Here is a 13,105-nt window from a genome sequence, read left to right on the forward strand (position 1 = left end):
CTACACGCCCTCGCAGAGAGCATGCGGATTTGGCCAACGCTTTCCTTAATAGCGCTCAAGCCAGTGGGCGTAGGGCGCCGGCAGAACCCAGGAGGGGCGCTCGACCTTCAGCTCGCGGGCGGCGTGGTAGGCCCAGTGCGGGTTGGCCAGATGGGCCTTGCCGACCATGACCAGATCCAGTTGGCCGTCCTCTACCGCCTTCTCGGCGATATGCGGCTCGCCAAAGCCCCATGCCGAGGAGACCGGTACGCTGGCTTCATCACGCACCCGTTTGGCAATCGGGCCCATAAATGCCGGTGCCCAGGGAATCTGCGCGGTCGGGGTGTTGAAGCCCATGCTGACGCTCATCATGTCCATACCTGACGCCTTGAAGCGGCGGGTCAGATCGATCGATTCGGCCATGGTCTGTTCGTCGTTGCCGTCGAACTCGATGACGCCAAAGCGAATGGTCAGTGGCAGATGCTCTGGCCAGACCTCACGCACGGCCGCCAGGGTTTCCAGCAGGAAGCGACCGCGGTTGTCGGCGCTGCCGCCGTAGGCGTCGGTGCGCTGATTGGCGTGCGATGAAAAGAAGCTCTGGGCCAGATAGCCGTGGGCGAAGTGCAGCTCCAGCCACTCGAAGCCGACCGCCAGGGCGCGGCGGGCGGCGGCAACGAAGTCCGCCTTGACCCGCTCGATGTCCTGCAGGCTCATGGCCTCAGGTACTTTCGGCAAATGTGCACCGAAGGGAATGGCCGACGGTGCGATAGTCTGCCAACCGTTGGCGGCCTCATTGGGGATGTGGTCGTCGCCTTCCCAGGGGCGGTTGGCGCTGGCCTTGCGACCGGCGTGGGCAATCTGGATGCCCGGCACCGCGCCATTGGCCTTGATGCCGCGCACGACCGGAACGAAGGCCTCGGCCAGTTGATCGTTCCAGATACCGGCGCAGCCGGGGGTGATGCGGCCTTCCGGCGAAACGGCGGTGGCTTCGACGATGACCAGTCCGGCGCCGCCCCGGGCCATGCCGGTGTAGTTGGCGACATGCCATTCGTTGACCAGGCCGTCGGTGGCCGAGTACTGACACATTGGCGGTACCGCGATGCGGTTGCGCAGGGAAATGTTCTTGAGGGCAAAAGGTTGAAACAGGGCTGACATGGATGACCTCCGGCAGCGTGGGAGAATGTGTTTATTCAATTGTTCGATAATATTGGAACTATAGATCGGAAGTAAACCACTGTGTATCATCGGGTGGCATGAGACCCTTCAAACACCCGCCTGCCAGTGAGCTGATTCTTGAACGCGTGCTGTACGCCTTGAGCGATCCGGTGCGGCTGGAAATCGTTCAGCGCCTGGCCAACGTTGCTGAAGCCAGTTGCGGCGAACTGGATGGGGGCCGCCCGAAGTCGAGCATGTCGCATCATTTTCGGGTACTGCGTGACGCTGGTCTGGTAATGACCAAAAGTGTCGGCACAACTCATATGAATTCGTTGCGCCGGGCTGATCTCGATGCGCGTTTCCCCGGTCTGCTGGACGCTATTCTGGCTCAGCGCAGCCTGGGTCGGTAACGCCTTTACCTGATCGGTTGCAGCAGCTATCGTTTTGTTGAGGTGGCATGGAGCCATCTTTCAGGAGTCAAGGATGCCTCGTCGTCAGACTGTTTCTCCGCTTGAGCAGGTGTTGCTGACCCGGCACGTGGTGCCGTGGTGGCTTTATTTTTTGCTGGCCATCATTACTTGGTTGGCCCTTCACTATATAGCGCAGTCGGTTCGGCCCTTAAGCCAGCGCGGCAGCGAGATGGTTACCCTGCTGCACAGCTTTGCCCTTGTCGGCCAAGTGTTGGTGCCACTGGCATTACTGTGCACGGGCGTGGCGGAGCTGTTCAACCGCTTGTCACGTCGGCGGCGACTGGATCGACTGCAGCACGAGGGAACATCGGAATGCTTGCTGGAGCAGCTCAGCTGGCAGGAGATGTGTGATCTGGTCGAGCTGGCTCTGCACGGGGAAAGCTATCGATCGGTTAGCGGAGCGGCGAAGGACACAGAACTGATGTTGCAGCGCGGTGAACTGCGGGCGCTGCTGGTGACCGAGTACTGGCGTCGCCCGACGCTGAAAACGGCGATGCTGCAGCATGCGCTGGAGCGAGCGCAGGCGCTGGATGCCGAAGCCACCATTGTGGTCTGCAATGGCCGCATCAATAACGACACGCGGGCCTTCGCCCGTCGCAACGCGATTCGCCTGATTGACCGCGGACACATGCAGCAGTGGCTGCAGCGCGCGGCAAAGCAGGGCGGCGCACTCAGCTGAGTACAGCGACCGCTTTGATCTGCGCCCACAGCTGCTGACCGATTGCCAAACCAAGCTGATCTGCCGAGTAGCGGGTCACCCTGGCCAGCAGCGGTTGCCCTCCCACATCCAGCCGAATCAGCACCTGTGCAGCGCTACTGGCGGGTTCGACAGCACAGATGGTTGCCGGCAGCAGGTTCAGCATGCTGCTGTGCTGCGGCTTGTCCAGTGCCAGACTCACATCCCTTGCCTGTATTGCTACCCGCACCGTGCGGCCCTGCGGCAACGCGCTGTGGATGATCTGCAGTTGTTGGGCGCCGGCCAGTTGCAGGCTAAGCAACTGGTAGTGTGGCTGATAGCCATTGACCACGCCGTCCAGCACAACGCGGGCGTCATCGCTGTGGGCCAGGGGCAGGTCGAGCCTTGGCAGTAGCGCATGCAACGGGCCGTTGGCTTGTAGCCGCCCGTTGTCCAGCAAGACCAGGTGGTCGGCCAGCCGGGCGACTTCATCCGGCGAGTGGCTGACGTACAGCAGCGGAAGTGCCAGTTCGGCGTGCAGCCGCTCCAGATACGGCAGGATCTCGGCCTTGCGCTGCGGATCAAGGGCAGTCAGCGGTTCATCCATCAATAGCAGACGCGGGTTGCCGAGCAAGGCTCGGGCGATGCCGACGCGCTGGCGCTCGCCGCCGGACAGGCTGACGGTGTCGCGTTTGAGCAGATGGCCAATGCCCAGCAGTTCAATGATCTGCGCTGTCTGACTATCGCTGGCCGGGGCGCGGCTGCGTCGCCGACCGTAGTGCACGTTGTCCTGCACATTGAGGTGGTCAAACAGGCTGGCTTCCTGAAACACGTAGCCGACTGCACGTTTGTGCGGCGGCAGCCAGATATTGCGCTGGCTGTCCTGCCAGCAGCTGCCATTGATCTCCACCAGTGCCTCGGCTGCGTGTTCCAGCCCGGCGATGCAGCGCAGCAGGGTGGTCTTGCCGGAGCCAGAGGGGCCGACGATGGCACTGACCCCGCGTGCGGGCAGTGTCAGGTCCAGATCGAGCGTGAAATCCGCCAGCCGCTGTTTGAGTTGCAGCCGGATCATGGTTGTCCCCCCGGCATCACCCGCAGCTGACCACGGCGGTTGAGCAGCAGCAGAATCAGAAACGAGCAAACCAGTACGCCGCCGGCCAGCCAGTGGGCGCTGGCGTAGTCCATTGCCTCTACGTGGTTGAAGATCTGCACCGAGACCACCCGGGTGCGTTCGGGAATGTTGCCGCCAATCATCAGTACCACGCCAAACTCGCCGAGGGTGTGGGCAAAGCCGAGTACGCTGGCGGTGATGATGCCGGGGCGGGCCAGCGGCAGGGCGACAGTGAAAAAGCGGTCCAGGGGGCTGGCGCCGAGGGTTGCTGCCACTTCGAGCGGCCTTTTGCCGATGGCTTCGAAGGCGTTTTGAATGGGCTGCACGACAAAGGGCATGGAATAGCATACCGAGCCGATGACCAGGCCACTGAAGCTGAATGCCAGAGTGCCCAGCCCTAGTCGCTCGGTTAGTGCGCCAATCGGACCGCTCGGCCCCATCGCGACCAGCAGGTAGAAGCCGATCACCGTCGGCGGCAGTACCAGCGGCAGGGCCACCAGCGCGCTGATTGGCCCCTTCAACCGAGAGCGGGTATGCGCCAGCCACCAGGCCAGCGGGGTGCCAACCAGCAGCAATAGTGCAGTGGTCAGGGCTGCCAGTTTGAGCGTAAGCCAGACAGCGGCGAGGTCGGCGGCGTCGAACGGCAGGCTCACGCTCAGTGACCGTAGCCGTAACTGCTGATTACTGCGGTAGCACGCTCGCTTTTCAGATAGGCGAGCAGGGCCGTGGCGGCGGGGTTGTCGGCCCCCTTAGTCAGCAGCACCGCGTCCTGACGAATGGGCTCGTACAGCGCTGCCGGTACCGGCCAGGCTGATCCGCTGGTGATCTGGCCGTAGCGGGAAATCTGCGACAGTGCAACGAAGCCCAGCTCGGCGTTGCCGCTGGCGACAAACTGATAGGTCTGGCCGATGCTCTGGCCTTCGACCAGCTTGGGCTTCAGTGTGTCGCTCAATCCGAGGCGCTGCATTACCTGCGTGGCAGCCAGGCCATAGGGTGCGGTTTTTGGGTTGGCGATGGCGAGATGGCGGAAGGCACCGCTGCGCAGCAGCGATTCGCCGTCGTGGATCAGGTTGGCGTCAGTCGACCACAGCGCCAGCGCGCCGGTGGCGTAGGTGAACCGCGAGCCGGCAACGCCGAGCCCTTCCTGTTCGATGCGCGCCGGGGTGCTGGCGTCGGCTGCAAGAAAGACCTCGAAGGGCGCGCCGTGGCTGATCTGGGCATACAGCTGGCCAGTCGAGCCAAAGGCGGCAACCACGCGGTGGCCGGTGTCTTGCTCGAAAGCGGCGGCGATGTCCTGCATTGGTGCGGTAAAGTTGGCCGCAACCGCGACCTGTACCTCGGCCGCCTGCAGCGGGCTGCCAACAATCAGGCAGGCAATGGTGGTGACGAGCAGTGATAGACGCATGGGAGTCCTTGCTAACGGGGGCGGTAACAACCGTTATATTATTCGTTATATAGCGTATGGGGTAGTGTGCAATGAAACTCGAAGGACAGGTCTGGTTCTCCCATCAGGGTCGACCGCTGGCGGGGCAGGATCGCATCGAATTGCTGGTCTGCATTGCTGAGACCGGTTCGATCAGCAAGGCGGCGAGCGCCGCCGGCATGAGCTACAAGACCGCCTGGGATGCGGTCGATGCGATGAACAAGGCGTCGGGCAGTCCGTTGGTGGCGCGTTCGGTGGGTGGGCGCGGCGGTGGCGGCACCCGGCTGACGGCGGCTGGTGAGCAACTGGTGGCCGCTTTTCGCCGCTATCAGCAGGAACACGCGGCTTTTCTGGCGCGGCTCAGCGAAGACGACAGTCTTGATCCCTACCTGCAGGTCATGAACCGGCTGCGCCTGCGCACCAGCGCGCGTAATCAGCTGTTTGCCCGGGTCGCCGCGCTGCACCCTGAGGGACTTAATGACCGGGCCGAGTTGGAGCTGGATGGTGGCCAGTGTCTGGCCGCGGTGATTACCCGCAGTAGCAGTGAGCGGCTAGGGTTGCGTCCTGGCGCAGAGGTGTTTGCCCTGATCAAGGCGCCGTGGGTGAAGCTGGCGGGCGACGTGATGCCCGGTAACCGACTGACCGGCACGGTGGTGGGCCGTGAGCAGGTTGGTGACCAACTGGCGCTGGAGGCAGAGCTGGCCGGTGGCGTGCTGCTGGTGGCGTCGCTGGTGGGTGATCCGGCTGTGCCGGGGCTTGGCGAATCGATAAGCCTGTGGATTGACCCTGAACAGATTATCCTCTGCGCACTATAGTGCCTGTATCCCGTTGGCCAAGGAGTGAGTTGATGACTAAGTCTGAGCAAGGCAAGACCGAATCCGTAGCGGCGACAGGCAAGCCCGCCACGCACCATTTCCGTTTCCACCGCCCGAATATGCATCTTGACTCGGTGTTCGGCGATGGCTGGTTTGCCCTGCGCGCCGAAGCCTTTGCTCGCTTCTTCGGCACCCCGGTGTTCCTGATTGCGCAGACCTTGATTGTCGGCCTGTGGATTACCATCAACGTGACTGACCTGGTCAGCTTCGACCGCTACCCGTTCATTCTGCTGAACCTGGCGTTCAGTCTGCAGGCGGCCTATGCCGCGCCGCTGATTCTGCTGGCGCAGACCCGCCAGGCTGACCGGGACAAGGCCTCAGCGCAGGCCGATGCGCTGCACCGCGAAGCGCTGGCCGAGGCCAGTGAGCAACGCGCCGCTCACGCTGCCGAGCAGACCGAGCACCTGTTGCAGTTGATGGAGCAGAACACCCGGTTGACCGAAACAGTGCACCAACTCAGCCAGCGGATCGAGACCCTGACCAGCGAAATCCACAGTGGCATCTGCGACCGCCGTTGAGCGCCGTATTCAGCCGTGGCGACGGTACAATCGCAGTACCAGCAGGCCGAGCAAGAGCCCCCAGAAGGCGCTGCCGATGCCCCATAGCGCCAGTCCTGATGCGGTCACCAGAAAGGTCAGAAACGCCGCTTCGCGCTGCTGGTCGTCGTGCAGTGCGGTAGCCAGCGCGTTGCCGATGGTGCCCAGCAACGCCAGTCCGGCAATCGCCATCACCAGCGCCTGCGGGAAGGCGGCGAACAGACTGGCGACGGTCGCGCCGAACAGACCGGTCAGCAGATAAAAGAACCCGCCCCAGGTACTGGCCCGAAAACGCTGGCTCGGGTCGGCGTCCGCATCTTTGCCGGCGCAGATGGCGGCGCTGATTGCCGCGAGGTTGAAGGTGTAGCCGCCAAAGGGTGCCAGCAGCAGACCGGTGATCCCGGTGGTGGTCATCAGCGGCGAGGCGGGCAACTGATAGCCGTTGGCGCGCAGCACGGCCATACCCGGCACGTTCTGCGAGGCCATGGTGACGATAAACAGCGGGATGCCGACCCCGAGCAGTGCCGGAATCGACAGTGCGGGGGTCGTCCAGACCGGCTGAGCCAGTGACCACTCGAGCTGCTCCAGATGCAGTTGCCCGGCCAAGGCGGCAACCAGCACGCCGACCAGTAGGGTCAGCGGAATCACGTAGCGCGGGAGCAGCAGCTTTCCGGCCAGGTAGCAGGCCAGCATCACACCGACCAGCAGGGTTTGCTCCTGCAGTGCGCCAAACAGGTTGAGCCCGAAGGGCAACAGTACACCGGCCAGCATGGCGCCGGCCAGTGATGCGGGCACCAGGCGCATGATGCGGTCGAACCAGCCAAGCAGGCCGCAGAGGGTGATCAGCGCAGCGTTGAACAGGAACACGCCGATGGCCTCGTTCAGGCTGAAACCGGGCAGCCCAGTAGCCAGCAGCGCGCCGCCTGGCGTACTCCAGGCGATCAGTACCGGCGCGCGAAAGCGCAGCGACAGACCGATACTGGTGACCGCCATGCCGATGCCCAATGCCCACAGCCAGGAGCTGATCTGCTCCGGCGAGGCGCCAGCGGCCTCGGCGGCCTGGAAGATGATCACGGCCGAGCTGGTATAGCCCACCAGCACGGCGATAAAGCCGGCGGCAATGTGGGATGGGTTGAACCAGGCCTTCAGCATGTGGCGATCCTCAATCGGCGGTATGTGCGTTATAGCGCACGGTTGGCCGATCCTAGCACTGTGCGCTATAACGCACAAAAGGAAATTGCTATGCTGTGCCGCCCCCAACCGACCGGACCCTTGATGCAGGAAATCAACCAGTACCTTGCCGTTACCCTCAGGCAGTTGCGCAATGACCGCGGCTGGAGCCTGGACCGCGCTGCCAGCGAGTGTGGTGTCAGCAAGGCAATGCTGGGGCAGATCGAGCGCGGTGAGTCGAGCCCGACAGTGGCCACCCTGTGGAAGATTGCCTCGGGCTTTGGTGCTTCACTGTCCAGCTTTCTGGAGCCGCCGGCGGCCGAACAGAGCGGTGTGACCCTGCGCAGCGCCGACGCTCTGCGCCAGCGGCCGGCCGCCGATGCCATGTTGATCGCGCCGCTGTTTCCGTTTGATGCGCGCTACGGCTTTGAGCTGTTCGAGTTGACCCTGTTGCCGGGTTACGAGCGGCTGTCAGAGCCGCACAGGCCGGGCGTGGTCGAGCATGTGATGGTGGTGCGCGGCGCTATGGAGCTGCTGGTGCAGGGTACCTGGCAGCCGCTGAACGAGGGTGAGGCGGTGCGCTTTGCGGCGGACCAGCCGCATGGTTATCGCAATCGGGGTAGCGTGCCGGCGGTGTTTCACAACCTGATTTACTACCCGCCGGGCAGCAATGCTCAGTCGCGATAGAACACCTGCACCAGGTGGTAGCCGAACTGGCTCTTTACCGGGCCGTGCACTACTTTCAGCGCTTTCTTGAAGATGATCTGGTCGATGGCGCGGACCATCTGACCCGGCCGTACCTCACCCAGATCACCGCCGCGCTTTTTCGACGGGCAGGTCGAGTACTTCTTTGCCAGCACATCGAAAGCTTCGCCGGCGGCGATGCGTTTCTTCAGCGCGGCGGCTTCGGCTTCGGTCTTGACCAAAATATGGCGGGCCATGGCGACGGGCATGACGGGTTCCTCTCGGGTTCAGCGGGATTCGTACCAGGGACGGCTGCGGTTGATCATACTGACCAACCAGAGCATCAATGGTACTTCAATCAGCACGCCAACGACCGTCGCCAGTGCCGCACCGGAGTTGAATCCATACAGCGCGATGGCCACCGCAACCGCCAGTTCGAAGAAGTTGGAGGCGCCAATCAGGGTAGAGGGTGCGGCCACCTCGTGGCTTACTCCGAAGCGGCGGTTCAGACCGTAGCCGAGCGCGGCGATAAACAGCGTTTGCAGCAGAATCGGGATGGCCAGCAGGGCAATCACCAGCGGTTGCTGCACCAGCGCCTCGCCCTGAAACGAGAACAGCAGCACCAGGGTCGCCAGCAGCGCGCCCATCGACAGTGGCGCGATGGTGGTCAGGGCCTGTTCCAGGGCCGCCTTGCCGCGGCGCAGCAGCAGGTAGCGGGCGGCCTGGGCAATCACCAACGGCAGTACGATATACAGGCCAACCGACAGCAGCAGGGTATCCCAGGGCACGACGATATCGCTGACACCGAGCAGCAGCGCGACAATCGGGGCAAAGGCAATCACCATCACCGCGTCGTTCAAAGCCACCTGGCTCAGGGTGAACTGCGGGTTGCCGCGGCACAGGTTGCTCCAGACAAACACCATCGCCGTGCAGGGCGCAGCACCCAGCAGGATCAGACCGGCGACATAATGATCCAGTTGCTCGGCGGGCAGCCAGCCAGCAAACAACTGGCGGATGAACAGCCAGGCAAACAGCGCCATCGAGAACGGCTTGATCGCCCAGTTGACCAGCAAGGTGATGGCAATACCGCGGGTCTGCTGCCGCACTTCGCCGAGCGCGGCGAAATCGACCTTCATCAGCATCGGGATGATCATCACCCAGATCAGCAGGCCGACCGGCAGGTTGACGTTGGCCACACTGAGTGAGCCCAGTGCCTGCATAGGAGCTGGCAGCAGCACACCGAGCAGCGTGCCGAGGGCAATGCAGAGGGCCACCCAGAGCGTCAGGTAGCGTTCAAAACGGCCCATGGGCGAGGGTTGGCGGGTGGATTCAGCGCTGCTGTGCATGGGCGGACCTTGTCTGGCGTCACAAAATATTCACTTTTCCGTATATACGGTATTTCATATATATTGCCCCCAGGCTGATTGCACAAGTGAATTTTATGTTGAGTGACCCTCTGACGCCGCCGGCGCTGTTCAAGGCGCTGGCCGATGACACCCGCGCCCGCATCTGCGCGCTGCTGGTCGACAGCCCGGAACTGTGCGTCTGCGAGCTGACCGACGCGTTGGCCCTGTCACAACCGAAGATATCCAGGCATCTGGCGCTGCTGCGCAAACTACATCTGCTGGCGGGCGAGCGGCGCGGGCAGTGGGTCTATTACCGGCTGCACCCGGATTTGCCCGTCTGGGCGAGCGAGGTGCTCAGGCAGGCGGCGCACAGCCAGCCGTGCTGGCTGGAGGCCGAGCGCGCGCGTTTGGCTGGCAGCGGTGCCGCCTGTTGCCAGCCGTCGGCGCGCAATTGAGGCGCGGCAGGGGCTATTCTGAGAACAAGGATCCGCCGCAACCCGAGCGGGCCAATCGGAGGTACGCATTATGAGCATAAAGGTAGGCATCAATGGCTTTGGCCGCATCGGCAAACTGGCGCTGCGCGCTGCCTGGGACTGGCCGGAACTGGAGTTCGTGCAGATCAACGACCCGGGCGGGGACCCGGCAACCCACGCCCATCTGCTCAACTTCGACTCGGTGCATGGCCGCTGGCAGCACGAGGCACAGGCCGATGGTGATGCGATTGTCATTGCCGGCCGTCGAGTACCGCTGACCCGCAACCGGGCGATTGCCGATACCGACTGGTCTGGTTGCGATCTGGTGATCGAGGCCAGCGGCGCCAACAAGACCAGCACCGCGCTGCAGCCCTATCTGGACCAGGGTGTACGGCGGGTGGTGGTGAGCGCGCCGGTCAAGGAGCCGGGCGTGCTGAATATTGTGCTGGGCGTCAACGATCAGCTGTTCGATCCGGCAACACATCCGATCGTGACCGCCGCCTCCTGCACCACCAACTGCCTGGCCCCGGTGGTCAAGGTGATCCACGAGGCGCTGGGCATTCGTCACGGCTCGATCACCACCATTCACGACCTGACCAACACCCAGAGCATTCTTGATCAGCCGCACAAGGATCTGCGCCGCGCCCGTGCCTGCGGCATGAGCCTGATCCCGACCAGCACCGGCTCGGCGACCGCGATTGCTGAAATCTTCCCGGAGCTGCGCGGCAAACTGAATGGCCATGCCGTGCGGGTGCCGCTGGCCAACGCCTCGCTGACTGATTGTGTGTTCGAGGTCGAACGTGCGACCACGGTCGAGGAGGTCAACGCGCTGTTCAAGGCCGCCGCCGAGGGCCCGCTGGCGGGGATTCTCGGTTACGAGGAGCGGCCGCTGGTGTCGATCGACTACCGTACCGATCCGCGTTCCTCGATCATCGACGCGCTCAGCACCATGGTGATCAACGGCACCCAGGTGAAGCTCTACAGCTGGTACGACAACGAGTGGGGTTACAGCAACCGCTTGGTGGAACTCGCGCGCAAGGTGGGGCAGGCTGAAGCTTGATTGAGCGATTGATGCGGCTGCCGGCGGAGGTTCGGCAGTATCTGGTGGTCACCGGCAACTACTGGAGCTTTACCCTGACCGACGGCGCGTTGCGCATGCTGGTAGTGTTGCACTTCCACCAGTTGGGCTACAGCCCGCTGCAGATCGCCGGGCTGTTCCTGTTCTACGAGGTCTTCGGTGTGGTGACCAACCTGCTCGGCGGCTGGCTTGGCGCGCGCATTGGCTTGAACCGCACCATGAACATCGGCCTGGCATTGCAGGTGCTGGCGCTCGGCATGCTGGCGGTGCCGACCGGCTGGCTGACGGTGGGCTGGGTGATGGCGGCGCAGGCGTTGTCGGGCATCGCCAAGGATCTGAACAAGATGAGCGCCAAGAGCGCGGTCAAGCTGCTACTGCCGGACGAGCAGCAGGGCGCGCTGTACCGTTGGGTGGCACTGCTGACCGGCTCGAAGAACGCGCTCAAGGGCGTTGGCTTCTTCCTCGGCGCGGGGCTGCTGGCGCTGCTCGGGTTCCGGGGTGCGGTGCTGGCGATGGCTATCGCGCTGGCGTTGGTCTGGCTGCTCAGCCTGCGGCTGCTGCGCCGGGATCTGGGCCGCGCCCGAGCCAAGCCCAAGTTTCGTGATCTGCTGTCCAAGAGCCGCTCGATCAACCTGCTGTCCGCCGCTCGGCTGTGCCTGTTTGCCTCGCGCGATATCTGGTTTGTGGTCGCCCTGCCGGTCTATCTGTCGGCGGTATTCGGCTGGGATGTCTGGTCGGTGGGCGCCTTTATGGCGCTCTGGGTGATCGGTTACGGCGTGGTGCAGGCCCGCGCACCGGCCTTGACCGGGCGACGCCGTGGTCGCCAGCCGGGCGGGCGCGCAGCGGCAGGTTGGGCGCTGGCGCTGGCGGTGGTGCCGGCGCTGATTGCGCTGGGCCTGATGCTGGATGATCAGTCGCGTTGGGTGCTGCTCGGCGGCTTGCTGGTGTTCGGCGTGGTGTTTGCGCTGAATTCGGCGCTGCACAGTTACCTGATCGTATCCTGGGCTGCGCGCGATGCGGTGTCGCTGGATGTGGGGTTTTACTACATGTCCAACGCAGCGGGGCGGTTACTTGGCACCTTGTTGTCCGGCTGGATCTATCTGCAGTACGGGCTAGTGACCTGCCTCTGGCTGTCGGCGGTGCTGGTGCTGACCGCTGGGCTGGTCTCGCTGGCGCTGCCTGAGGCGGCTACTCGCCCAGCTCGCTGCGACTAGCCTTGTTCGACAGGCGCAGGCCGCGCAGGCTGCGCTTGACGCTCTTGAGGTGGTTGACCAGCTCGGGGCCGCGGCGCATGGCCATGCCCATCGCCAGCACATCAATGACCACCAGATGGGCGATGCGCGAGGACAGCGGGGTGTAGATGTCGGTGTCTTCCGGCACGTCGATCGGAATGTGCACCTGCCCCAGTTCGGCCAGCGGCGTGCGGCTCGGGCACAGGCTGATCAGGGTCGCGCCGGTTTCCACCACCAGGCTGGCCGAGTGCAGCAGGTCCTTGGTGCGGCCGGTTTGCGAGATCGCCACCGCCACATCCTCCGGCCCCAGCGTCACGGCAGACATGGCCTGCATGTGCGGGTCGGAATAGGCGGCGGTGGATACCAGCAGGCGGAAGAACTTGTGCTGAGCATCGCTGGCGACGGCGCCGGATGCACCAAACCCGTAGAACTCGACGCGGCGGGCGTGGGTCAGTGCGCTGATGGCCTGTTCGATGGCGTTCGGGTCGAGGCGTTCGCGCACGTCCATCAGGGTCGCCAAGGTGGTGTCGAAGATCTTGTGCGACAGCGCATCCACGCTGTCGTCCTCGCTGATCGAGAACTGACCGAAGCTGGCACCGGCAGCCAGACTCTGGGCCAGTTTCAGCTTGAGATCCTGAAATCCGCTGCAGCCAATCGCGCGGCAGAAGCGTACGATGGTGGGCTCGCTGACACCGACCTGCTGCGACAGGTCGGCCATCGATGAGTGCATCACCTGCGCGGCCTGCGCCATAACAAAATCGGCGACCTTCAGCTCCGACTTTCTGAGCTGGTCGCGGTTGGCAGCGATGTGCTGGAGCATGTTCATGATGGCATCATGTCTGGCAGCGAATGAGTGGCAGCGAAGCTGCCGTATCTGGGATGGTTCGAACACCCGTG

16 protein-coding genes are annotated in these 13,105 nt (G+C 63.7%); 8 read left to right on the forward strand and 8 right to left on the reverse strand.

Annotated features, from left to right (window positions below; translation table 11 throughout):
• Positions 1–45: 45 nt before the first annotated feature.
• Complete coding sequence (locus tag ACKPCU_RS02845; RefSeq protein ID WP_321349749.1) at positions 46–1,134, reverse strand: NADH:flavin oxidoreductase/NADH oxidase; 1,089 nt, start codon at positions 1,132–1,134, stop codon at positions 46–48.
• 98 nt (positions 1,135–1,232) lie between these two features.
• On the opposite strand from ACKPCU_RS02845, the gene ACKPCU_RS02850 reads away from it, so the two are divergent.
• Positions 1,233–1,544, forward strand: coding sequence for an ArsR/SmtB family transcription factor (locus ACKPCU_RS02850; protein WP_104736659.1), 312 nt, complete (start codon positions 1,233–1,235; stop codon positions 1,542–1,544).
• Positions 1,545–1,617: 73 nt separating this feature from the next.
• Complete coding sequence (locus ACKPCU_RS02855; RefSeq protein WP_321349752.1) at positions 1,618–2,283, forward strand: restriction endonuclease; 666 nt, start codon at positions 1,618–1,620, stop codon at positions 2,281–2,283.
• On the opposite strand, the gene modC is transcribed toward ACKPCU_RS02855, so the two are convergent.
• From modC to modA, 3 genes are read right to left on the reverse strand one after another with little or no spacing between them, the layout of a single operon-like run.
• A complete protein-coding gene (gene modC, locus ACKPCU_RS02860; protein ID WP_321349754.1) occupies positions 2,276–3,352 on the reverse strand; it encodes a molybdenum ABC transporter ATP-binding protein in 1,077 nt (358 codons plus the stop codon). The genes ACKPCU_RS02855 and modC overlap by 8 nt on opposite strands.
• A complete protein-coding gene (gene modB, locus ACKPCU_RS02865; RefSeq protein WP_321349756.1) occupies positions 3,349–4,044 on the reverse strand; it encodes a molybdate ABC transporter permease subunit in 696 nt (231 codons plus the stop codon). The genes modC and modB overlap by 4 nt, the downstream gene beginning before the upstream one ends.
• 2 nt (positions 4,045–4,046) lie before the next feature.
• The gene (modA, locus tag ACKPCU_RS02870) at positions 4,047–4,796 is read right to left on the reverse strand and encodes a molybdate ABC transporter substrate-binding protein (RefSeq protein ID WP_321349758.1); all 750 of its coding nucleotides are present in this window, start codon (positions 4,794–4,796) and stop codon (positions 4,047–4,049) included.
• Positions 4,797–4,867: 71 nt separating this feature from the next.
• Here modA and ACKPCU_RS02875 point away from each other — a divergent pair, with 71 nt between their 5' ends.
• Positions 4,868–5,629, forward strand: a complete 762-nt coding sequence (locus tag ACKPCU_RS02875; protein WP_321349760.1) for a TOBE domain-containing protein — start codon at positions 4,868–4,870, stop codon at positions 5,627–5,629.
• Positions 5,630–5,661: 32 nt separating this feature from the next.
• The gene (locus tag ACKPCU_RS02880; RefSeq protein WP_104736653.1) at positions 5,662–6,207 is read left to right on the forward strand and encodes a DUF1003 domain-containing protein; all 546 of its coding nucleotides are present in this window, start codon (positions 5,662–5,664) and stop codon (positions 6,205–6,207) included.
• A 9-nt stretch (positions 6,208–6,216) separates the two neighbouring features.
• On the opposite strand, the gene ACKPCU_RS02885 is transcribed toward ACKPCU_RS02880, so the two are convergent.
• A complete protein-coding gene (locus ACKPCU_RS02885) occupies positions 6,217–7,377 on the reverse strand; it encodes a benzoate/H(+) symporter BenE family transporter (RefSeq protein ID WP_321349762.1) in 1,161 nt (386 codons plus the stop codon).
• A gap of 123 nt (positions 7,378–7,500) precedes the next feature.
• Here ACKPCU_RS02885 and ACKPCU_RS02890 point away from each other — a divergent pair, with 123 nt between their 5' ends.
• Positions 7,501–8,082: a helix-turn-helix domain-containing protein gene (locus ACKPCU_RS02890; protein WP_321349764.1), complete on the forward strand. Its 582-nt coding sequence runs from the start codon at positions 7,501–7,503 to the stop codon at positions 8,080–8,082.
• Here the strand turns inward: ACKPCU_RS02890 and ACKPCU_RS02895 are convergent.
• Complete coding sequence (locus ACKPCU_RS02895; RefSeq protein ID WP_104736651.1) at positions 8,070–8,348, reverse strand: peptidylprolyl isomerase; 279 nt, start codon at positions 8,346–8,348, stop codon at positions 8,070–8,072. The two genes, ACKPCU_RS02890 and ACKPCU_RS02895, sit on opposite strands and share 13 nt — an antisense overlap.
• An 18-nt stretch (positions 8,349–8,366) precedes the next feature.
• On the reverse strand, positions 8,367–9,425 hold the full coding sequence (gene arsB / locus ACKPCU_RS02900) for an ACR3 family arsenite efflux transporter (protein WP_321349767.1): 1,059 nt from the start codon (positions 9,423–9,425) through the stop codon (positions 8,367–8,369).
• 98 nt (positions 9,426–9,523) lie between these two features.
• On the opposite strand from arsB, the gene ACKPCU_RS02905 reads away from it, so the two are divergent.
• The 3 genes from ACKPCU_RS02905 to arsJ all read left to right on the forward strand — a co-directional run bounded on the left by ACKPCU_RS02905 (position 9,524) and on the right by arsJ (position 12,190).
• Positions 9,524–9,880: a metalloregulator ArsR/SmtB family transcription factor gene (locus tag ACKPCU_RS02905; RefSeq protein ID WP_321351719.1), complete on the forward strand. Its 357-nt coding sequence runs from the start codon at positions 9,524–9,526 to the stop codon at positions 9,878–9,880.
• A gap of 70 nt (positions 9,881–9,950) precedes the next feature.
• Entirely contained in the window at positions 9,951–10,958 is a 1,008-nt protein-coding gene (locus ACKPCU_RS02910; RefSeq protein WP_321349770.1) for an ArsJ-associated glyceraldehyde-3-phosphate dehydrogenase, read from the forward strand.
• Positions 10,958–12,190, forward strand: a complete 1,233-nt coding sequence (gene arsJ, locus ACKPCU_RS02915) for an organoarsenical effux MFS transporter ArsJ (protein WP_407651846.1) — start codon at positions 10,958–10,960, stop codon at positions 12,188–12,190. Before ACKPCU_RS02910 ends, arsJ begins: the two co-directional genes overlap by 1 nt.
• Here arsJ and hexR read toward each other — a convergent pair.
• Positions 12,165–13,034: a transcriptional regulator HexR gene (gene hexR, locus ACKPCU_RS02920; RefSeq protein WP_104736647.1), complete on the reverse strand. Its 870-nt coding sequence runs from the start codon at positions 13,032–13,034 to the stop codon at positions 12,165–12,167. The genes arsJ and hexR overlap by 26 nt on opposite strands.
• Positions 13,035–13,105 lie beyond the last annotated feature (71 nt).

The sequence above is a fragment of the Halopseudomonas oceani genome (genome assembly GCF_963677335.1).
Taxonomy (GTDB): domain Bacteria; phylum Pseudomonadota; class Gammaproteobacteria; order Pseudomonadales; family Pseudomonadaceae; genus Halopseudomonas; species Halopseudomonas oceani.

Excerpts from the sequence above, each read along its gene's own strand:
- ACKPCU_RS02845 (WP_321349749.1), bottom strand. The coding sequence starts at position 1,134 with ATGTCAGCCCTGTTTCAACCTTTTGCCCTCAAGAACATTTCCCTGCGC.
- ACKPCU_RS02850 (WP_104736659.1), top strand. The coding sequence starts at position 1,233 with ATGAGACCCTTCAAACACCCGCCTGCCAGTGAGCTGATTCTTGAACGC.
- ACKPCU_RS02855 (WP_321349752.1), top strand. The coding sequence starts at position 1,618 with ATGCCTCGTCGTCAGACTGTTTCTCCGCTTGAGCAGGTGTTGCTGACC.
- modC (WP_321349754.1), bottom strand. The coding sequence starts at position 3,352 with ATGATCCGGCTGCAACTCAAACAGCGGCTGGCGGATTTCACGCTCGAT.
- modA (WP_321349758.1), bottom strand. The coding sequence starts at position 4,796 with ATGCGTCTATCACTGCTCGTCACCACCATTGCCTGCCTGATTGTTGGC.
- ACKPCU_RS02875 (WP_321349760.1), top strand. The coding sequence starts at position 4,868 with ATGAAACTCGAAGGACAGGTCTGGTTCTCCCATCAGGGTCGACCGCTG.
- ACKPCU_RS02880 (WP_104736653.1), top strand. The coding sequence starts at position 5,662 with ATGACTAAGTCTGAGCAAGGCAAGACCGAATCCGTAGCGGCGACAGGC.
- ACKPCU_RS02885 (WP_321349762.1), bottom strand. The coding sequence starts at position 7,377 with ATGCTGAAGGCCTGGTTCAACCCATCCCACATTGCCGCCGGCTTTATC.
- ACKPCU_RS02890 (WP_321349764.1), top strand. The coding sequence starts at position 7,501 with ATGCAGGAAATCAACCAGTACCTTGCCGTTACCCTCAGGCAGTTGCGC.
- ACKPCU_RS02895 (WP_104736651.1), bottom strand. The coding sequence starts at position 8,348 with ATGCCCGTCGCCATGGCCCGCCATATTTTGGTCAAGACCGAAGCCGAA.
- arsB (WP_321349767.1), bottom strand. The coding sequence starts at position 9,425 with ATGCACAGCAGCGCTGAATCCACCCGCCAACCCTCGCCCATGGGCCGT.
- ACKPCU_RS02910 (WP_321349770.1), top strand. The coding sequence starts at position 9,951 with ATGAGCATAAAGGTAGGCATCAATGGCTTTGGCCGCATCGGCAAACTG.
- hexR (WP_104736647.1), bottom strand. The coding sequence starts at position 13,034 with ATGAACATGCTCCAGCACATCGCTGCCAACCGCGACCAGCTCAGAAAG.